The sequence below is a fragment of the Brevibacillus nitrificans genome (assembly GCF_003710965.1).
Lineage (GTDB): Bacteria > Bacillota > Bacilli > Brevibacillales > Brevibacillaceae > Brevibacillus > Brevibacillus centrosporus.
Genome location: NZ_RHHU01000014.1, coordinates 20,373 through 40,603 on the forward strand (window position 1 = coordinate 20,373; position 20,231 = coordinate 40,603).

Here is a 20,231-nt window from a genome sequence, read left to right on the forward strand (position 1 = left end):
TCTAGGGAAAAGCCCCGGGATTCCTCCTCCCCAAACGGTAAGCAGGGGGTGCTTGATAATGTAGGATACGCAAGACTCCCCTGTTCGGTGCCGGTCCAGATGTGAAATCCACGTTTGCCAAACGTTTTTTTCACATCAGTCATCATCGTTCTCTTTGTCTTTTTTTCGGTCTTTGTCTTTGTCTTTTTCTTTGTCCTTACTCTTCACTTTTTCCCTGTCCTCGGAGTCACTGTCTCTGTCGCGTGAGTCTTTGTCCGATTCTTCTCCTACACCATACGGGAATGCTGGTGGCTTTGGATCTCTGACAACAGGCTTTGGCGGAACGACTGGTTTCGTTTGTGCCGGATTCGAAACGGGTTTCTTGTTGGAATTGTTCTGGTGCGACTTGGAAGAAGTATTCTTCGCAGGCGTATTTTTCGTAGTTCCAGAGTTTTGTGTCGCCTTTTTATCCTCCTCCTGAGAATTGGATGTAGGGGGATTAGTGCTTGGAGGTGGAGACTGCACAGGCGGCCCCAAAATCGGAGCTTTTTTCGGTGCCGGCGTGACCGCTTCCGATCCTTGCTGGTACGGGTCGGCCTCGATCTTCTTTCCATCACTGCCAGTAAACATGATTCCAATCAAGAGGCAGGCAGCCACTGCGGTACTGCCAATGCTGGCCAACCAAACATTTGCCTTCTTCCACTTTTTCGATACCGACGGCGAAGATTGCTTGCGCTTTACTTCCAGAGTGGGCAGGACTTCTTCATTCAGCGTAGATGAAGCTGCAGGAACGGCAGCAGCTGACTCTAGCCGAGGCAGAATCGAATCCACGATGCTGAACGAAGGTACGACAGGGGGCAGCTGTTCAAGCTGCTGCGAAACAGTTTTCAGACGGTTGTATTTCAGTTGCAGATCAGAATCTTTGCGAATGAGATTGAACAGCGCGTCCTGTTCCGTCGGAGAAAGATCTCCATCCAGGTCCCGTTGCATCCATTCCCAAATTTCCTCGTTGGTCATCAACCGATCCCCCCTTTCTGGTAGTCGTACAGGAGTTCCTGCAATTGTTGCCTAGCCCGGAACAAATACGACTTTACCGTGTTAAGCGGCAAATCCAATGCTTCCGCAATCTCCTGATAGGACAGATCCTCGAGATAGCGGAGTACTACGACCATCCGGTACTGTCTGGGCAGCTTCCCGATGGCTTCCTGAATGTCATTTGACAATCCAGTGAGAAGAATTTCATCCTCTACGTTGTTACGATCAGGGATAATCAGCTCATGCTCCTCAATTGAGACCGTTTCCTTCTTCGCTCGAAATTTGTCCATGCAGACATTACTGACAATTCGTTGCACCCATGTGGAAAATTTGGCCTTTTCCTGATAGGTATCTAATTTTCGATAAATGCGAATAAGCACTTCCTGGGCTGCATCGAGTGCGTCCTGCTCATTCCCAAGAATATAGTAAGCGCTGCGGTAAACGGAGGTCTCAATGGATCGGAGCAGATCGACTAACGCATCGTGATCCCCGGATTGCGCCTTCCTGATCAGCTCTGCTTCCTGCATATTCTCCTCTCCCCCCTACAGACGGTACGTTTAAAGAAAAGGTTGCAACCATATTATGTATTTGATCCTTGGGTCTTCCAGGACATGCCATCCGGTGTCAGAATCAGCGTAACAGCCCCATTCATGTCCGTTCGGAAAACCTGTGATCCCATTTTTTCGAACCGTTGCAATACTTCTGGCGACGGATGACCATAGCGATTGTTTGCCCCGACGGAAATGACCACCGCCTTTGGGCGCAATGACGCCAGCAGTTCTTCTGTACTCGACGAGTTGCTCCCGTGATGAGCTACCTTTAATACATCCACTTCCGGCATTCCCAACTGGACTACTGCCCTCTCCCCTTCACGCTCGATGTCGCCGGTGAACAACACCGATTTTCCATAAGCAGTAAGTCGCAGTACGACGGATGCATCATTGCCAGAAGCTTCTGATGTTTGTCCCGGCCAAAGCCATGTCCATTCCACTCCCGGAAGATCTGACCACGTCTGCCCGGAGCTTCCCGTCAAGATCGGTACTCCCTCTCGTTGTAGCTGCTGAAGGATTTCTCTCTGTTTTCCTTCAGGTGTGATTCCATTCACAAGCGCAGAGCCTATGGAAAAACGGGGAACAATCGCTGCCATTCCTCCGATATGGTCCATATCCCCATGCGTCATGACTACACGATCAATCTTCTCTATCCCGCGCGCTCGCAAAAAGGGGAGAAGTACGTCTTTTCCCACCTCATAAGGATCGCGCTTTTCCCTCCAGGATTCACGCACAGGAAGACCGAGTGTCCCACCTGCATCAATTAAGTATACCTTCTGATCACTGATTTCGACAACGATGGAATCCCCCTGGCCTACGTCCAAAAACGTAATCCTCACTTCGTCCCCTGCCGAAAAAGGTTGTCTAGCCAGTACAAATAGCCCAATAAATAGGGTTATACAGACGATGACATCTCTTTGCCGATGATAACCCAATTTCCATAAAGTGGGCAATACGGTCAGGAACCCGGTGTACAAGACGAGCCACCACCAGCTTGGATGCGGCCAATGGGAAAAGGGAATCCTCCACTTTTGCATGACGAATAAAGGCTCGTGAAGCCAGTGCAGCAGCTCAGTGGATAGAAGCACGGGCCAGCTTGCCAGAGCGGGATGAATCATCCCGGCTGCGAGAGCGATGTATCCAAGCGGGAGCACGACCAAGGACAAAATCGGGGTCACGACTAAATTCACCAGCCAAGACGCCATGGAAAATTGATGAAAATGATAGATGAGAAAGGGAAACGACACAACCTGTGCTGCAAGGGTGACAGCGAACAGCGTGCGAATCCAAAGAGGAATCCGAACAAGCACATCCTGACTAAACGGAACCAGAAGAATGAGCCCAAGCGTAACGGCAAAGGAAAGCTGAAAGCCAATATGCCATAGCTGATAGGGATTGGTCAGCAGCATAACGATGAGTACACCGGCCCATACATCCTTTCCATTCACTTTTTTGCCTGCCACCTGCGAGGCTAGCCCTACTCCGCCCATTAATCCAGAACGGACGGCAGAGGCGCTCGCACCGACCAAAAGAACGTAGCCGGCAAGCAAACAAGCCGTTGTGACCAGTGCACTTCTCCGTCTCATTCCGAAGCGCTCCAGACACCACATGAACATGTTGCTGACAAGCGTGACATGGAGCCCGGATATGGCCAGCACATGGCTCAGGCCTAAATCGGCGTACATATTTGCCGTTTCGAGATCTACCTCATCGCCTACCCCTAGCAGCAGCGATTTCATATACCCCGCGACCTCGGGATCTTCAAACAGCCGCTCTACCCTTTCCGCAGCATCCTTTTGCCATTGTTGAAAATACCCCCATAGCCCTCGCTCCCCTCCGACTTTGATCTCGGAGTACGAGGCTTCCCCCGTCACATGTATCCCCTGCCAGCGCAGGTACTGGGCATAATCAAAAGCATACGGATTACGAGCCGAAGCGGGTAAAGAGAGCTGAAGGTTTGCCGTGATTGTGCTCCCTCTCTTCCAGGTGTCTGCCTGCACCGCTTGCTCCTCCTTACTTAGACGGACGCGTACCGCAATCCGTTCCGAGTGGCGCAGAGAAACCCACTGTTTCATGTCATGGGACCAATCGCTTGCCTCCACATAGAGCCTGGCAACATCTCCATCCCGTTGAACGGCCGAATCAATCGAGCCGCGTACCCAGATGCTGCTCTCTTCTTGCCCGTACCCTTTCAGCTCGGAAGCATGAAAAGCGTCGTAGACGAGAAAATAGCTGCCTGCCACGACCGCCGAAAGGGTGCAGAAGACGAGGTGCTTTCGCAAGCTCGTGCGAAACGCAAGGACAGCAAAGCCGGCAGCCATCCCAAGAGCAGCAAGGATCCATGCGGGGTGCAGATAAGCCGACAGCAGCAGTCCCACAATCATCGAGAGACTAGCTCTATATATCGTCATGCCCCCTCCTCCCTTCCTTTGTCGAACCATTCTTTCGTATCCGCGAGTATATCCTTCTCACAAGGGACAAAAATAGGGAGGAAAAGGCTATACATCACGTTTGAGAGCAAGCTCGTAGGCATTCGGAGTGATTGCGCTGACTGTCGATCCATGATAGAGTTAGCAGGAGCAATCCAGTGAGAGGAAGAGTCATTTCATATGTGTGGAATCGTATCACTCTACAACAAACGGCAAACACCTGTCGTGCAAGAAGCGATCAGCGCAATGACCGGTGTCATCCTGCACCGTGGTCCAGACGACGATGGTTTTCATTTGGAGGATAACGTCGCCCTGGGCTTTCGTCGTTTAAGCATCATTGATGTGGAAGGCGGACATCAACCGCTGTTCAACGAAACACGGGACATCTGGATCATTGGGAATGGGGAAGTATACAATTACAAGGAATTGCAACAATGGCTAAAAGACATCGGACACGTTTTTCATACCGATTCTGATATCGAAACCATCCTGCACCTTTACGAGGAAGTAGGGACAGATGCGCCGAAGCACTTGCGGGGCATGTTTGGCTTTACAATCTATGACTCTCGCAAAAAACGAATGTTTGGTGCCCGCGATCACTTTGGAATCAAGCCGCTCTACTACGTGGAAACGGCCGATTCTATCGGAGTCGCCAGCGAAATCAAGAGCTTGCTGGAGATGCCTGGCTTGACTCGCGAAGTGAACCATACGGCTTTTTATCACTATCTGACTTTCCAATACGTACCAGATCCTGAGACGATGTACAGAGGTATTTACCGCATCCCTCCGGCTCACTCTTTTCTCATCGAAAACGATCAAATCAAGCTTTCCCGTTACTGGGATGTCGAGTTCAATCCGGACGAAAGCAAGCCTTTCTCTTATTATGTAGAGGGCACGCGCAGCGTACTGCTGGAATCGGTCGATAAACACCGGATCAGCGAGGTATCGCGCGGAGCTTTCCTCTCTAGCGGTGTCGATTCTACCAGTATTGTCGGAATGCTTCGCACGTTCGAGCCTGTCAAAACCTTTTCTGTCGGTTCTGACATCCCTGGCTACAGCGAGCTGGACTTCGCTAGACGTACAGCGCAATTTTTAGGTTCCGAGCACCATGAACTGGTCGTGGGCGCCAAGCAGTACATGAACGAGCTGCCTCGCCTGATTTGGCACCAGGATGAACCGGTAGCGGATCCGTCTGCGATTCTCCTCTATTTTGTCGCTCAAATGGCAAGTGAACACGTGACCGTCGTTCTCTCAGGGGAAGGCGCCGATGAATTTTTCGGTGGCTACAACATTTATCGCGAGCCAAACTCGCTGAAAATGTTTTCCGGAATGCCTGGCTGGATGCGTCAATCGATCGGTTACATGGCTGAGCGTCTGCCAGATCAAGTCAAAGGAAAGAACTTCCTGATCCGGGGCTCCAAAACCGTGGAAGAACGCTTCTTCGGAAACGCTCTGATCTTCAGTGAAGAAATGAAAAAACGCGTCGTGATGGAAGATATCGCACGCTCCAGCTCGTATGTCTCTCCTTTTACCATTACCGAGGAAATCTACAAGCGCGCATCTCAGTACGACGATGTGACGAAGATGCAATACCTCGATATTCACACCTGGCTTCGCGGAAACATTTTGATGAAGGCAGACAAAATGACGATGGCCAACTCTCTGGAGCTTCGCGTGCCGTTCATTGACCTGAAAGTCTTTGAATTCGCTGCGACCATCCCGACGAAGTACAAAATCGCCAACGGTACGACCAAGCATGTCCTGCGCGAGGCGATGAAAGACTTCCTGCCGCCGGAAATCAAGATGAGAAAGAAACTGGGCTTCCCGGTTCCGACTCGTCACTGGCTGAAAAATGAATTCTACAAATGGGCGAAGGAAATCATTTTCGAATCCAAAGTGGACGATTTGATCAACAAAGCTTACGTCCTGTACATGCTGGATGAGCATCGCGAAGGCAATGCCGACTACAGCCGCAAAATCTGGACGATCCTCGTCTTCATGCTGTGGCATCAGATCTTCATTGAGCAAAAGTACAACTTCGATCCTTATGTCAGCCCGAATGTCGATATTCGACGCAAAAAAAGCTCACTCCAGCATATCGGATAGAGCAGGCAAATAGATTTGCACACCCTCCCTTACTTTTCGTAGCATCAGGAGTAGAAGCAGTGTCCTCTACTTCCAGAATCGACCAAGTAAGGGAGGTTTTTTTGTGTTCCTTGAATGGTGGGACCGATATCGGAAAATTCTTTTGACAGCTATCGCGCTTTTGTTTGTAACGAGCAGTTTTTGGCTTTATCAGACTCGTGTGGCAGGACATGAGGGTACGGACGCCGCGCTGCCCCTCGTCCCTCCCGCTTACGCTTCAGATGACGTTTTACCTGCTGACGAACAGGCAAAAGAGAGCGCTGTAGCCGGCAAGCCAGCCTTAGAAAAAACACCTTCTGCACCCGCTCCCCTTTATGTCGATGTGAAAGGTGATGTCAAGCAGCCCGGCCTCTACCCTCTGGATGCTGGCATGCGTGTAGCTGATGCGATCGCCAAGGCAGGGGGAGCCAATCCCACTGCCGATCTTGCACAGATCAACCTGGCGGCTCCTCTGGCAGATGGTACCGCGATCGTCATACCTGTAAAGGAGAGCTCTCCTGCAGCAGCGCCTGTAAATCTGTCTGCACCTGCATACGCCGCCAATGGGAAAAATACGTCCAATGCCTCTTCCTCTGATCAAACGGTTTCTCTCAATTCGGCTACTGCCGAGGAGCTGATGACCTTGCCCGGGATTGGCGAAGCTCGTGCCAAAGCGATTTTGCAGTACCGTGAGGAAAAGGGAAGCTTTCGGGCACTTGAGGAGCTGAAGAGCATCGAAGGGATCGGTGATAAGCTGTATGAGAGAATCGCGCCGCGTATACGGATCCAGTAGTCCTTTTGGATTCTTGGTCATGATGGCTCTTTGGCGCACATAGAATGGGGAAAGAATAACGGAGGGAGGTATGGAGATGGATAGGATCGGGTTCATCGGTACAGGCAGCATGGGCACGATCTTGATTGAGGCTTTGCTGTCATCCAAAGCCCTGTCCCCCGGTCAGATCATGATTGGCAATCGCACCCCCGCCAAAGCGGAGCGGTTAGCCGAACTGTACCCCGGATTGGTCGTCGCACCGAGTAATGCTGAGCTGGCTGAAGCCGCCAAGGTATTGCTTCTGTGCGTTAAACCTTTGGAGTATAAGGTTTTGCTGGAGCAAATTACCCCTGTCTTGACCCCTGAGCATCTCTTGATCACGATTACCAGCCCGATCAAGCTGTCTTTGCTTGAGGAGCGAGTACCTTGCGCCGTTGCGAGAGTGGTCCCGAGTATTACAAACGCTGCCCGGAGTGGTATCAGCCTCTGCGAGTTCGGCTCGCGGATTGACGAGGCGCAAAAGCAGTACATTCTCAAACTCTTCTCGTCCATTAGCCACCCGACGATGGTCTCTGAAGCCTTTTTGCGTGTCACCTCCGACATCACCAGCTGTGGCCCCGCTTTCTTGAGCTACATCCTCCAGCAAATGGTCCAGGAGGCCGTAACCGAAACAGGCATCTCAGAGGACGCTGCCACTTATTTGACCACGCAGATGTTCATTGGCATGGCCGATCTTTTAAAAGAAGATATTTTCACCCTGCCTTCTCTGCAGCAGCGAGTTTGCGTACCAGGCGGCATTACTGGCGAAGGTTTGATTCCCTTGAAGGAAGGGATCCCTGGTCTGTTTACAGAGGTGTATCGCCGCACGCATGCGAAATTCGCAGAAGATCAAGAGCTGGTAGAACAACGGCTAACAAATCACCAGCGGTAATTAGAAAGCTTGGCTCCACCAGGCTTTGTGGCGGAGCCTTAGTTGCACTGATACTGGCTAAGAATCTGATACATTCGCACTGAAGGACAAAAAAAGGAGCGGAAACCTGTCTTGCACAGTCTCCACTCCTTTTGCGTTTATTAGCGAACGACGATGTTTACCAGTTTGCCAGGAACCGCAATCATCTTGACGATTGTTTTTCCTTCGATCAATTCCTTGATGACTTCATTCGCCATCGCAAGCTCTTCCATTTGTTCTTTTGTCGCATCGGAGGCGATGAGCAGTTTTTCTTTGTTCTTGCCATTTACCTGCAGAACGATTTCTACCTCATCTTCTACCAGCTTGGATTCGTCGTACGTCGGCCAAGCTTCGTAGGCGATTGTTTCTGTATGTCCCAGCTTTTCCCACAGCTCTTCCGCAATGTGCGGAGCGATTGGGGACAGCATTTTCACGAAGTCTTCCATGTACTTCTTCGGCAATACCTCTTGTTTGTACGCTTCGTTTACAAATACCATCAGTTGGGAAATACCTGTGTTGAAACGCAGACCTTCGTAGTCTTCCGTTACTTTCTTCACTGTTTGATGGTACGTGCGCTCCATACCCGCCACTTTGGAGGTATCTACGATCTTCTCGTTCAGCTGTCCGTTGTCGTTCACAAACAGGCGATAGACGCGGTCCAGGAAGCGACGAGCGCCGTCCAGTCCTTTTGTCGACCAGGCGATGGACGCATCCAGAGGTCCCATGAACATTTCGTACATGCGCAGGGTATCAGCACCATGGCTGTTGATGATATCGTCCGGATTCACCACGTTGCCTTTGGATTTGCTCATTTTTTCATTGTTCTCGCCCAGAATCATCCCTTGGTTGAACAGCTTTTGGAACGGTTCTTTGGTCGGTACGACTCCGATGTCGTACAGGAATTTGTGCCAGAAACGGGAGTACAGCAAGTGCAATACCGCGTGTTCGGCACCACCGATGTAAATGTCAATCGGCAGCCACTCTTTCAGTTTTTCCGGATCTGCCAGCGCTTTGTCATTGTGCGGATCGATAAAGCGCAGGAAGTACCAGCAGCTACCCGCCCATTGTGGCATCGTGTTGGTCTCGCGGCGAGCTTTTTGACCCGTCACAGGATCTACGATGTTGATCCAGTCGGTAATATTGGCGAGTGGCGATTCGCCTGTACCCGAAGGCTTGATTTCTTTTGTCTTCGGCAGAATGACAGGCAGCTCTTCTTCTGGAACGACCTTCATCGTGCCATCTTCCAGATGAATGATTGGGATCGGTTCACCCCAGTAGCGTTGGCGGCTGAACAACCAGTCACGCAGACGGTAGGTCACCTTGCGATTTCCTTTGCCGTTTTCAACGAGCCATTCGATCATTTTGGCAATGGCCTGCTCTTTGTTCAAGCCATCCAGGAATTCGGAGTTGATATGGGCTCCGTCCCCTGCGTACGCTTCTTTCGAAATATCTCCGCCCGCGATGACTTGCTTGATAGGCAGGTCAAACGTTTTCGCGAACTCGTAGTCACGCTCGTCATGTGCAGGAACCGCCATGATCGAACCGGTACCATAGCTGATCAATACGTAATCGGCAATCCAGATCGGCAGACGCTCGCCGTTCACCGGGTTAATGGCATACGCACCGGTAAAGACCCCGGTTTTTTCTTTTGCCAAATCTGTACGCTCCAGATCGCTCTTGTGCTTCGCCTGTTCCAGGTAAGCCGCTACCGCTTCTTTCTGTTCGTCTGTGGTAATCAGGTCCACCAGCTTGTGCTCTGGCGCCAGGACCGCATAGGTCGCCCCATACAAGGTGTCAGGACGCGTCGTGAAGACGGTCAAGGTCTCATCATGCCCTTCGATGCCAAAAGTGACTTCCGCACCCTCGGAACGGCCGATCCAGTTGCGCTGCATTTCCTTGATGCTCTCTGGCCAATCCAGCTCTTCCAGATCAGACAGCAGACGCTCCGCATACGCTGTAATTCGCAGAACCCACTGCTTCATCGGACGGCGTTCTACCGGGTGACCACCGCGTTCACTTTTTCCGTCGATGACTTCTTCATTCGCCAGTACCGTACCCAGTGCAGGGCACCAGTTTACAGCTACTTCGTCGATGTAAGCCAAACCGTGCTCATACAGCTTCGTGAAGATCCATTGGGTCCATTTGTAGTAGTGTGGATCAGTGGTGTTGACTTCCCGATCCCAGTCGTAGGAGAAGCCCAGAGATTTGATTTGACGGCGGAAGGTCTGGATGTTTTTCTCCGTAAATTCTGCAGGGTCATTCCCCGTATCCAGTGCGTACTGCTCCGCTGGCAAACCAAACGCATCCCAGCCCATTGGATGAAGTACGTTGTAGCCTTGCATGCGCTTCATGCGGGACAAGATATCCGTCGCCGTGTAGCCCTCTGGATGCCCTACGTGCAGGCCAGCACCAGACGGATACGGGAACATATCGAGTGCATAAAATTTCTTTTTGCCAGCGTCCTCAGAGGTCTTGAAGGTCTTGTTTTGCTCCCAATATTGCTGCCACTTTTTTTCTACGTTGTGATGACTAAAAACCATGGTAAAGCACTCCCATCCTTAATGGTAAAAAATAAAAAAACCCCACGTCCCTATCGATTGACGAAAAGGGACGAGAGGTTGTGTTTACTCCCGCGGTACCACCCAGATTGGCAAATGTCCTGCATTCACCCACTTGATTCCATCCGTAACGTGGAGGATTCGCCCACCCTTACTCAACCGAGCTGTACCCGGTCTTGGGGGCAAGTGCTGGGAGGTGAGTTCAGCTTACTCCGGGTTGACTTGCACCAGCCGTCAACTCTCTTAACCTCGGAGTGATTACCTACTATTCCTCTTTCAACGCGTCGAATTTTGCAGTTATAACACGATTATAGTAAATGTGAACCTGCCGTGTCAACGTTTCGGCTTTCGTGCTGCAAAAAATAGGCGATCGCTCTTTTCATGCGGCGGTTGGTTGGAGTAATCTGCCGACAGCACGATGTCTTCAAAGCCTGCATCCTTCAGCCAGCGAATCAGTTGAATCGGCTGGTATGCCCTTTGAAAATGCTCCTCTTCCATTCGCTCATACAAGCCGTTTTCCTGGCGGATGAAAAAGGTCAGCTGATGCTCGACTTCAAGGCGGAGCGGATCGCAAAAACATTGCCAAATGTACGAAACTTCATCGTCCATGTACGTGAACGTCTCGTCTCCGAAAATGTGCAGCATCTTGTACGGACTGTGTACGTCAAACAAGAAGCTGCCTCCCTCGACGAGATGGGCGTACACCCTGCGAAACGTCTCCTGTACATCTTCTTCCTCTGTCAGATAGCTAAGCGAATCACACAAGGAGATGACAGCATCTGCCACAGGCAGTTCCAGCTCACGCATATCTTGCTCGACCCAGTTAACGTCAGCTTGCGCCTGGCGCATTTTATCATAGGCGACCGCCAGCATTTCGGCAGACAGGTCGACACCGGTCACCCGATAGCCGCGCTTTGCGAGCGGGATGGCGATCGTGCCGGTCCCGCAGCCCAAATCAATCACCTGCTTAGGCTTATCCCCTTTTTCCCAGTTGCTCTCCACCCAGTCCAGCCACTGATCATAAGGCGAATCCGCCATCAGCTTGTCATACACAGCTGCCATATGCGCGTACGCCATAGCTATTACCCTTGTTCTGAGAAGGATACGACCTCTGCATCCTTCCACAGACGCTCCAGGTTATAAAACTCGCGATCCTCACGGTGGAACACGTGGATCACCACATCCCCCAGATCGACGAGAACCCAGCGACCTTCCTCAGCACCTTCAATTCCGCGGATGTTCGTTCCGTTTTTGTGGGCCTGATCACGGATCTCTTTTACAATCGCTTGCACCTGACGCTCGTTGTTCCCGTGGCAAATCATAAAGTAATCGGAGATCACAGACAGATTGCGGATGTCCAGCACCATCAGATTTTCTGCTTTCTTGTCCTCTGCTGCCTTCACAACCAAACGGGCCAAATCTTCTACTGTTTTAACCATTAAACCCTCCTATTCTCCCTTTTTAAGGATATCAAATCGTTATAAGCCAATAATGTCAACGGAAATACCGTCTTTTTCTTTTCTATCAAAAACTGCATCGTGCCTCCGAGAGCAAGGGCAAGCGCTGCATCCAAATCCTCCTGCGCCAAGGCGCGGATCTCTTCGACACCAGGGAAGTTGCGGTTCGGTTCTATATAGTCTGCCACACATACCACTTTTTCTAACAGGGTCATGCCGACACGCCCCGTTGTGTGATAGCGGACAGCCTGCAATATTTCCGGATCCGTAATACCGAGGTCTGACTGGATGACAATCGCTCCGGCAAAAGCATGCCACAGCTCTTTCTCGCCTTCCAACAGCTCTGTTGGCATATCATGGCGAACCAGAATCTCAAACATCTTGTCGACTGGCCAGCATTTGCAGTAATCATGCAAGTATCCGGCAAGCTGTGCTTTGTCAGGATCGGCCCCATAGCGGATCGCCAGCTGCCTTGCGGACTCCGCTACGCCCAGTGTGTGGGCATACCTTTTATCATGCATTTGGGCCCGCACCTGTGCGAGCAGCTCCTCCCGATTGCTCCACTCACGCATAGAATCCGTTCTCCTTTATATAACGCTCGACTGAACGAGGAACCAAATAACGAATGCTTTGGCCTTCCGCTGCTTTCATCCGGATCAGCGTGGATGAGATATCCCAAACCGGCATTTCAACAAAGGTTACGGTGTCATTCGGCACACGATCGATATCCGCGCCAGGTCTCGCCAAACCGATGAATCGAATCATGCGGCTCAGCTCCTCAAAACGGTACCATTTCGGCAGGATCTCGACCATATCACCCCCAATGATAAAGGAAAAACGGCAATCTGGGTACTGCTCGACCAGCTGAACGATCGTGTCGTAGGTGTAAGAGGGTCCCTCACGTCTGAGCTCCACATCCGTCACCCGAAACGATTCGTGATCCGCTACCGCAAGCTCCACCATCTCAAGCCTTGTAGCAGCGTCCGTCAGCCCGTCACGTGTTTTATGCGGCGGGATATGTGTGGGCATGAACCACACCTCATCCAGACCCGCTTGCTCCCTCGCCTGCTCTGCAGCAAGCAAATGGCCGCAATGAATCGGATCGAACGTCCCACCTAAAATTCCGACATGCTTTATGCGTTCATCCATGATGTTCGCTACGGCAGCTTGATCGTTTTGTTTTCCCGAGACTCTTTGTACAGTACAACGGTATGCCCGATCAGCTGAACCAATTCCGCTCCTGCACCTGCCGCCAAATCTTCTGCGACTTCATGCTTGTCGTCATTGTTGTTTTGCAGGATCGCTACTTTGATCAATTCACGCACTTCCAGCGCCTCTTTGATCTGCGTGATCATATTTTCATTTACGCCACCTTTTCCCACTTGGAAAATCGGGGTCAGGTGGTGCGCTTCTGCGCGTAAAAAACGTTTTTGCTTGCCGGTCAACATCGGCATGCCTCCTTCTACGTATGAACGTATCATTATCGTTATTGTGCTGTTTTTGTCAATTGCGAAAGGACGATCTGGCGCATGGCTTCTGTCGGAGCCTTTTTCCCGGTCCACAGCTCAAAGGCCAATGCTCCTTGGTTAACGAACATGCCAACGCCTGAGTGAACACGTGCTCCAATCGCCTTTGCTTCTGCAAGCAAACGGGTTTCCAGTGGATTGTAGATCAGGTCACTGACCGTCAGCTGATCGTGCAGCCACTCTTTCGGAACAGGCATTTCATTCACATTCGGCAGCATGCCGATCGAAGTCGTATTAATCAACAAGGACGCATCCGCGATCGCCTCTTTCCCTTCTCCCTGCTCCACGATGCGGGTCGACACTATCGGCTTTAAGGATTCGGCAAGAAGGGTGGCTCTTTCGCGTGAACGGTTGATGATGCGAATTTCCTTCACGCCTTTTTCGGCAAGGGTAAAAGCTACTGCACGCGCCGCGCCGCCTGCGCCAACCATCGTCACGATCTGCTGCTCAAGCTCAATCCCTGTCTCCTCTACGAGGGAACGGACATAGCCCATACCATCTGTGTTGTAGCCGATCAGGCGACCCTCTTCAATCACGACCGTATTTACCGCACCGATCCGCTTGGCCAAGGGGTCAATCTCATCGAGCATCGGCATGATGGCGACCTTGTGCGGAATCGTCACATTGATTCCTTTCAGACCCAGAGCGCGAATCCCTGCCACGGCATCCTCCAGGTTGTCAGGCTCTACATCAAAGGCAGCATAGGCATAGCCCAAGCCCGTTTCTGAAAAGGCGGCATTCTGCATCATAGGCGACTGTGAATGGGAAACCGGGTGGCCGAACAAACCAACCAGCTGTGTTTTACTCGTAATCATTTTGCTCTCCTACCCCCTATAGGCTCTCTTTACAAACAACCAAGAAACAAGGGCGGCCCTATTCTCTTCGGAGGAGCTAGATTAGCCCTTTTCTGATCCCCACACTAACCCCTTTCGGCGCATGAACGACAATACTCGCATCATGCTTGCCCTGGAGGCTTACCCAGCCTAATCCGGAAATGACAACGTCTGTCGTGATTCCAGTTGGCTTAATTTTAAATGTATGCTTCACAAACGGCGGTAAGGCTTTTGCTGCCTCTTCCCCAGTCGGTGGAACAAGCAAGCTGCCATGATGCTTTTCCAGGACTTCATCCGCCTTCTCCAGCTTGGTGCGATGGATGTACAGATCGTTGTCCACATAAATGACAAAAGGCTGACGAGGGCCGTGGACAAAGTCGATGCGGGCAAGTCCGCCCAAGAATAGCGACTGTCCGTCATCCAGCTGGTACACCTTGGAGTTGATCCGGCTTCTCGGTGTAATTTTCCGCAAGTCTGCTGGCGGAATCATGTGTCCGATCTGATCGCGGTTGATGATCCCTGGCGTATCAAAGATGGAGCGACCATCCTCCAGTGGAATCTCAATCTTGTCCAGCGTCGTTCCCGGAAACGGCGAGGTGGTGATCTCCAGCTCGGCTGCCCCGTAGTCATGCAAGATACGGTTGATCATCGTGGATTTGCCCACGTTCGTCACGCCGACGATATAAACATCGCGGCCTTTTCGCAGCTCTCCGATCCGTGCGAGCAGCTCGTCGATATGCAGACCTTTTTCGGCACTGATCAGAACTACGTCTTCCGGACGCAGACCGCGCTCTTTCGCCTCGTGCTGCATCCAGTTTCGCACGCGATTCAGATTGATGTTGCGCGGGAGCAAGTCGACCTTGTTCCCTACGAGCAGAATCGGATTTTTACCCACAAAACGCGGCAACCCCTTCAGCCAAGAGCCTTGGAAATCAAAGATGTCCACGACCATGACAACAAGGGATTGAGTAGCGCCAATGCCATCCAAAATCCGCAGGAAATCATCATCCCCCATGCTTACAGGGGCTACTTCATTATAATGCTTGATCCGATAGCAGCGCTGGCAAATCACGACTTTTCTGCCTAGGGCAGACGGTGGCGCATAACCGGGCTGTTTCGCATCTTCCGACTGAATCAGGATACCACAACCAGCACAGGCAGCAGCTTCATGATCCATCATGCTTTTCTCCTCCACGAAACCATTCCTTTCCGTTCCATCCAAATCAAGGCAACACGTTCCATTTGACGATTAAAACGCGTCCAAAAACCATCCGTCTGAGCTACCGGTACGACCAAGATCGTATGAAACCCGAGACGATTTCCTCCCAACACATCCGTAAACAATTGATCGCCGATAACGACTGTCTCGGCAATGGTCACGTTCATCTGCCGCACTGCCTGTAAAAAAGCACGATTCGTGGGCTTGCGAGCCGCGCAAATAAATCCGATATTCAGTGGCTTACAGAAACGCTCAACACGCGAGAGTCCGTTATTGGAGACGACCGTCACCTGAATGCCTGCATCATGCAAGCGCTTCAGCCAATTGACAACCTCAGGAGTCGCCTCTGGCCTGTCCCATTCCACCAGCGTATTGTCCAAATCCGTAATCACTGCGCGGACGTTATTTCGTTTCAATTGATCTATATCAATGTGGTGGATCGAATCCACGTACTGATTGGGCACCAGCTTTTGTAAAAACACGGGGCACCTCCAAATGATGTGAAGCAATCAACCGCGATTTCGGCACCTACTATACCATAATCGGACACTCTGTTGCAAAAGAAAAAGCTAGCGCCGGCTTGCATCCAAAAGGAAAACCATGTAGAATTGCCTTGATCAAAGAAAACTAAAATCGTTTATTTAGTTTTCTCTGCAAATACATACAAGGAGGCGATGCTTTATCCGAGACAGAATCATGCGCGGCTTCATCGAAGAAATTTGGGAAAAAGGCATGAAGTTTTCGATGGATGACTTAGCTCGCAGACTTGGGATCAGCAAGCGTACACTCTATGAGCACTTTTCCTCCAAGGTGGAGATCCTCGAGACGATCATCGAACAAACTGCACAGGAGTTCGATGAAAAGACGAGACAAATCGTAGAGGACAGCAACCTTACGCTCCTCGAAAAAATCCGCGCGGTCATCATGGTCGTGCCTACCCATAACGACTTTTACGACCTGCGCATACTCGAGCAGATGAAACGCTACTATCCTGAGCAGTGGGCGATCGTAGATGCTTCTCTTTCCAGTGACTGGGCGATGCTTCGCCAGCTCATTGAGCAGGGGATTCGGGAAGGTCTGATCATCGACCGCAATGTCACACTCATGATGAAGATCATCATCGATGCATGCAACTCCGCCCTCGATCAGCGCTTTTACACGAAAAACAATATTACTACGCAGGAGTCACTCGCTGCGATTGCCGATGTGTTGTTATTCGGCCTCGTTCCGGTGGATAAAAGATAAGTCTTTTATTCCCCTTTTTTACGCGAAAACGATTTAAACGATTTTAGTTTTCTCGGTTAACTTGAATCATACAGAGGTGAATGACGATGACACTCCTTCCGAAAATGACAAAAACTCAAGGAATCGGCCTGCTTTTTGTCGTGCTGATCCTTTTCATCGACATGCTGCTCTACAGCTTGCTCATTCCGATCGTGCCTTATTTCACGGAAACGCTGAAGCCTTCCTCGACAATGATGGGAATCCTCTTTAGCAGTTATGCGATCGCCATGCTCGTCGCTACCCCTATTTTTGGGCCGATATCTGATCGCATTGGCCGACGGATCATGCTGCTGGCCGGGCTTGCCTTCTCTACGGTTCTGTTTGCATTTGCCGATTCGCTCCCGCTGCTCATCACAGCTCGTTTTATCCAAGGGCTGGCAGCAGCAGCTACTTGGCCGACTGCTCTAGCCCTGTTGGCTGATCTGTTTCCTCCTAAGTCGCGTGGTGCCGTCATGGGCATTGCGCTGACTGCGATTTCATCAGGCACGCTGCTCGGTGCACCGCTGGGCGGATGGCTGTTTGAAGTTAGCGGTCACCGCACACCCTTTTTGGCTGCGGCGGGCTTTACGGTGCTCAATATCCTGCTCGTTTCCTTATTCCTGCAGGAAGCCCCTGCACGCAGCCAGTCCGAGCAGCTTCGCGTCAGCAAATTTTTACGTCATCCGCAGGTCGCCTTTATTGCCGGTATCGTTCTGCTTGCTGAAATCGCCCTTTGCCTGCTGGAGCCAACGCTTCCAAACTTTTTGACAGAAAAGCTGAGCGTCACACCCGCTATGATCGGTTTGCTATTTGCCATCATGACATTGGCCTACGGGCTCTTAGCTCCTGTGGCAGGTGCATTGTCCAGCCGTTTCAACCCGTTTTTACTCATGTTCATTGGCATTTGCGTCCTGGCTGTATTCATACCCGCTCTTGCTTTGGCGAATACACTTTGGCAGGCATCTCTGGCGATGGCGCTCGTCGGCGCAGGAGTGGGATTTACCCTGTCTCCTACCCTCGCTACGCTTGGAGAGATTATCGACCGCTCGGGAAGCGGCGCCTATGGTATTGCCTACTCCCTGTTCAATATGTTCCATGCGGTCGGAATGGTCGCAGGGCCGCTGGCTGGAGGGATTTTAACCGACATTCTTCCCGTTTCCACTGTCCTGTTTGTCGTTGCTGGTTCCATACTGGGCTTGGGGATTCTGTTGTACGTCTTCCTCAGACTCAAGCAAGGCACAGCTGTCCGCGCCGGCAGCCACGACATAAAAATGTAATGGTTCAACAGCAAAACCCCCGTCGCCCTAGCGAAGCGGGGGTTTTCGGTCCCATCAATCGGACGGAGCTGCCATGATGCTATTTCTCCACGATCTGAATCAGGTTGCCGCAAGTATCGTCGAAAACAGCTATCGTGATATCGCCCATTTTTGTCGGCTCCATCGTAAACATGACGCCTTTTTCCTTTAAACGTCTATACTCGTCTTGAATATCGGCAACGCCAAACATGGTAGCTGGAATGCCCTCCGCAAATATCCTTTGCTGATACTCCTTTGCGGCCGGATGGTTGTTCGGCTCGAGAAGAAGCTCGGTACCGCCTTGATCATCGGGAGAAACAAGCGTAATCCACCTAAATTCTCCTACAGGGACATCCTCCTTTTTTATGAACCCCAGCTTTTCTGAATAAAACTCCAGAGCCCTGCCCTGATCTTGTACGAATAAACTGGTAACGATGATTTTCAAGCTGGTTCGCCTCCTTAAGGTAGTAGTGCGCGCGTTGTGCAAAGCGGTCATTCTAGCAGCAAGCATAGCTTTTCGTTTGAATTGTGATAACGTAACGCCCTCACCATAGCTACTCTTCCCTTTTCTCACGTCTTGCGTCCATTAGACGCTTGACGCTTTCTTTTGGAGACCAGCATTGAAATTGATACTCCGGTCTTGTCTCGTACGTCAGCCGAGAGCAGCGATAGGAAACGTTCCCCGTCGTCTTTTCCACGCGAAAATGCTGGCAGGTCGCACAGCAATGATACGGATTGCTTCCTTCCACCAACTCCCCCTCCTATCTCCCCTGTTTCCAGGAAAACATCGATAGCTGCTCGTAGCGCTCCTGCTGCGGCTCTGTAAAATTCGAGAAGCCCACTCCGACCAGCCGAACTCCCGGCGTGTAATCAAAGGCATCCAGCAAGTCATCCAAAAGCTCCTGCCAATTGGCATCCGGTACCGCTTTATGCTGCTTGGTTCGCTGTGTGAAGTCCGCGTATTTGATTTTCAGCGTGATGGTCTGAGGATGGACGCCTTCCTCGCGAATGTCCTCTTCGACTTCTCGCAGCAAAGACATGGCGATCGGTGCGATGGATTCTCTGTCGAACAAATCGAAGGGCAGTGTGGTTTCGCGGCTCGAGGATTTCGGCGTACGCTCTGTGACGATTTCCCGGTTGTCCTCGCCTCTCGCCCGATGATAGAGCGAGCGTCCCATCTTGCCAAAGAGCTGGACCACCTCCTCCAAGGAAAGTGCCCAAAAGTCCTCTACCGTCTTGATGCCTTTTTTGGCGAGAACCTCCTGCGACTTTCTCCCGACTCCGTTCAGGGTGCCAATCGGCAAGGGCCTCAGGACTTCCAACGCCTGCTCAGGACGGATAATGACGAATGCATCCGGCTTTTTCAAATCACTTGCTATTTTGGCCAGTGACATATTGTACGACAGTCCGATACTGCAGGTAAGCCCCGTCTCTTTTCTCACACGCCGCTTGATTTCCCGCGCGACGGGAACAGCATCCTCGTAATCGCTCACGTCTAAATAAGCCTCATCCAGCCCTACCGTCTGATAGCGATCGGTATAGGCTGAAAAAATCTCCCGTACCTCTGCTGATTTTTCTACATAGCGCCAGTATCGGACAGGCAGATAGATGCCTTGGGGACATTTTTTACGTGCCATTGCGATCGGCATGGCAGACCGGACACCGTATTTGCGCGCCTCATAGCTGCATGTAGACACGACACCTCGATTCCCAGTCCCGCCGACGATAACGGGCTTTCCACGCAGCTCAGGACGATCCAGCTGCTCGACGCTGGCAAAGAAAGCATCTATATCCATGTGCAAGATTTTTTTCATAAGGGGATAACCACCAAACATACATTCTCATTTCGTTTTATTATCCCCTTTTTTCAAGCATTGCGCAAGGTACGGACACCTACTCGGCAGGGAAGCCTACCTGAATACGATGTCGAAGCTGAAAGTATGATCAGCCACCTGCGTGAATTTGTTGGTCGTCGGATCAAAGGCAAGAACGAGGATTTTCCCAAAGGTCGGTGAATCATTTCGTGTGTCGACTACCGCGATTTTATTCTTGTCCAGCTGAACGACAGAAGCATTCGAGGAATCAGGCACTTTTGGAAATGAAATCGAAGCTGGCGGACTGTAAAACGAAGGCGACGGCTTTTGCGCAATCACAAATAAGCATGCAAGGATTCCTAGAAGAAGGACTCCTGTTATCTTTTCGGAAACAGACATAGGATGAACTCCTTTCTCTTTTTTTTAG

21 protein-coding genes and 1 other annotated feature are annotated in these 20,231 nt (G+C 51.2%); of the genes, 5 read left to right on the top strand and 16 right to left on the bottom strand.

Annotated elements, in window-relative coordinates; translation table 11 throughout:
* Window positions 1-135 precede the first annotated feature (135 nt).
* Genes EDM59_RS21650 through EDM59_RS21660 form a run of 3 tightly spaced genes read right to left on the bottom strand, consistent with a single transcriptional unit; the run spans window position 136 to window position 3,976 of the window.
* Window positions 136-996 carry a hypothetical protein gene (locus tag EDM59_RS21650; RefSeq protein WP_122925527.1) on the bottom strand — a complete coding sequence of 287 codons (861 nt, stop codon included), beginning with the start codon at window positions 994-996 and terminating at the stop codon, window positions 136-138.
* Window positions 996-1,541 (bottom strand): RNA polymerase sigma factor, encoded by a 546-nt coding sequence (locus tag EDM59_RS21655; RefSeq protein ID WP_122925528.1) that lies wholly within the window; start codon window positions 1,539-1,541, stop codon window positions 996-998. Before EDM59_RS21655 ends, EDM59_RS21650 begins: the two co-directional genes overlap by 1 nt.
* Window positions 1,542-1,594: 53 nt before the next feature.
* Window positions 1,595-3,976, bottom strand: a complete 2,382-nt coding sequence (locus tag EDM59_RS21660; RefSeq protein WP_122925529.1) for a DNA internalization-related competence protein ComEC/Rec2 — start codon at window positions 3,974-3,976, stop codon at window positions 1,595-1,597.
* Between the two features lie 198 nt (window positions 3,977-4,174).
* On the opposite strand from EDM59_RS21660, the gene asnB reads away from it, so the two are divergent.
* From asnB to comER, 3 genes are all read left to right on the top strand, one after another.
* Window positions 4,175-6,100, top strand: a complete 1,926-nt coding sequence (gene asnB, locus EDM59_RS21665) for an asparagine synthase (glutamine-hydrolyzing) (RefSeq protein WP_122925530.1) — start codon at window positions 4,175-4,177, stop codon at window positions 6,098-6,100.
* Between the two features lie 103 nt (window positions 6,101-6,203).
* Window positions 6,204-6,911, top strand: a complete 708-nt coding sequence (locus tag EDM59_RS21670; protein WP_122925531.1) for a helix-hairpin-helix domain-containing protein — start codon at window positions 6,204-6,206, stop codon at window positions 6,909-6,911.
* 76 nt (window positions 6,912-6,987) lie between these two features.
* Window positions 6,988-7,821, top strand: a complete 834-nt coding sequence (gene comER, locus EDM59_RS21675) for a late competence protein ComER (RefSeq protein ID WP_122925532.1) — start codon at window positions 6,988-6,990, stop codon at window positions 7,819-7,821.
* A gap of 140 nt (window positions 7,822-7,961) precedes the next feature.
* Here the strand turns inward: comER and leuS are convergent, their stop codons facing one another.
* From leuS to EDM59_RS21720, 9 genes are all read right to left on the bottom strand, one after another.
* Window positions 7,962-10,379 carry a leucine--tRNA ligase gene (leuS, locus tag EDM59_RS21680; protein WP_122925533.1) on the bottom strand — a complete coding sequence of 806 codons (2,418 nt, stop codon included), beginning with the start codon at window positions 10,377-10,379 and terminating at the stop codon, window positions 7,962-7,964.
* A gap of 63 nt (window positions 10,380-10,442) precedes the next feature.
* Window positions 10,443-10,686: a binding site (T-box leader), on the bottom strand.
* A gap of 44 nt (window positions 10,687-10,730) precedes the next feature.
* Window positions 10,731-11,474 carry a class I SAM-dependent DNA methyltransferase gene (locus EDM59_RS21685; RefSeq protein ID WP_122925534.1) on the bottom strand — a complete coding sequence of 248 codons (744 nt, stop codon included), beginning with the start codon at window positions 11,472-11,474 and terminating at the stop codon, window positions 10,731-10,733.
* Window positions 11,475-11,479: 5 nt separating this feature from the next.
* On the bottom strand, window positions 11,480-11,836 hold the full coding sequence (gene rsfS / locus EDM59_RS21690) for a ribosome silencing factor (protein WP_092269125.1): 357 nt from the start codon (window positions 11,834-11,836) through the stop codon (window positions 11,480-11,482).
* A complete protein-coding gene (gene yqeK / locus EDM59_RS21695) occupies window positions 11,836-12,426 on the bottom strand; it encodes a bis(5'-nucleosyl)-tetraphosphatase (symmetrical) YqeK (RefSeq protein WP_122925535.1) in 591 nt (196 codons plus the stop codon). Before yqeK ends, rsfS begins: the two co-directional genes overlap by 1 nt.
* Window positions 12,419-13,003 (bottom strand): nicotinate-nucleotide adenylyltransferase, encoded by a 585-nt coding sequence (locus EDM59_RS21700; RefSeq protein ID WP_092269131.1) that lies wholly within the window; start codon window positions 13,001-13,003, stop codon window positions 12,419-12,421. Before EDM59_RS21700 ends, yqeK begins: the two co-directional genes overlap by 8 nt.
* Window positions 13,004-13,011: 8 nt before the next feature.
* Window positions 13,012-13,302 carry a ribosome assembly RNA-binding protein YhbY gene (yhbY, locus tag EDM59_RS21705; protein ID WP_055743216.1) on the bottom strand — a complete coding sequence of 97 codons (291 nt, stop codon included), beginning with the start codon at window positions 13,300-13,302 and terminating at the stop codon, window positions 13,012-13,014.
* A 38-nt stretch (window positions 13,303-13,340) separates the two neighbouring features.
* On the bottom strand, window positions 13,341-14,195 hold the full coding sequence (locus tag EDM59_RS21710; protein WP_122925536.1) for a shikimate dehydrogenase: 855 nt from the start codon (window positions 14,193-14,195) through the stop codon (window positions 13,341-13,343).
* 76 nt (window positions 14,196-14,271) lie between these two features.
* On the bottom strand, window positions 14,272-15,390 hold the full coding sequence (gene yqeH, locus EDM59_RS21715; RefSeq protein WP_183193001.1) for a ribosome biogenesis GTPase YqeH: 1,119 nt from the start codon (window positions 15,388-15,390) through the stop codon (window positions 14,272-14,274).
* Window positions 15,390-15,914, bottom strand: a complete 525-nt coding sequence (locus tag EDM59_RS21720) for a YqeG family HAD IIIA-type phosphatase (RefSeq protein ID WP_092269143.1) — start codon at window positions 15,912-15,914, stop codon at window positions 15,390-15,392. Before EDM59_RS21720 ends, yqeH begins: the two co-directional genes overlap by 1 nt.
* A 214-nt stretch (window positions 15,915-16,128) precedes the next feature.
* On the opposite strand from EDM59_RS21720, the gene EDM59_RS21725 reads away from it, so the two are divergent.
* Both EDM59_RS21725 and EDM59_RS21730 read left to right on the top strand, forming a co-directional pair.
* Window positions 16,129-16,677, top strand: coding sequence for a TetR/AcrR family transcriptional regulator (locus tag EDM59_RS21725; RefSeq protein ID WP_246011174.1), 549 nt, complete (start codon window positions 16,129-16,131; stop codon window positions 16,675-16,677).
* A gap of 86 nt (window positions 16,678-16,763) precedes the next feature.
* Window positions 16,764-17,972 (top strand): MFS transporter, encoded by a 1,209-nt coding sequence (locus tag EDM59_RS21730; RefSeq protein WP_122925539.1) that lies wholly within the window; start codon window positions 16,764-16,766, stop codon window positions 17,970-17,972.
* Between the two features lie 79 nt (window positions 17,973-18,051).
* Here EDM59_RS21730 and EDM59_RS21735 read toward each other — a convergent pair whose 3' ends face one another.
* The 4 genes from EDM59_RS21735 to EDM59_RS21750 form a co-directional block, all read right to left on the bottom strand.
* Window positions 18,052-18,435 (bottom strand): VOC family protein, encoded by a 384-nt coding sequence (locus tag EDM59_RS21735; RefSeq protein ID WP_122925540.1) that lies wholly within the window; start codon window positions 18,433-18,435, stop codon window positions 18,052-18,054.
* A gap of 109 nt (window positions 18,436-18,544) precedes the next feature.
* Window positions 18,545-18,739: a hypothetical protein gene (locus tag EDM59_RS21740; RefSeq protein WP_122925541.1), complete on the bottom strand. Its 195-nt coding sequence runs from the start codon at window positions 18,737-18,739 to the stop codon at window positions 18,545-18,547.
* 12 nt (window positions 18,740-18,751) lie between these two features.
* A complete protein-coding gene (locus EDM59_RS21745) occupies window positions 18,752-19,804 on the bottom strand; it encodes a DNA polymerase IV (protein WP_122925542.1) in 1,053 nt (350 codons plus the stop codon).
* 96 nt (window positions 19,805-19,900) lie between these two features.
* Window positions 19,901-20,203, bottom strand: coding sequence for a hypothetical protein (locus tag EDM59_RS21750; protein WP_122925543.1), 303 nt, complete (start codon window positions 20,201-20,203; stop codon window positions 19,901-19,903).
* Window positions 20,204-20,231: the final 28 nt, after the last annotated feature.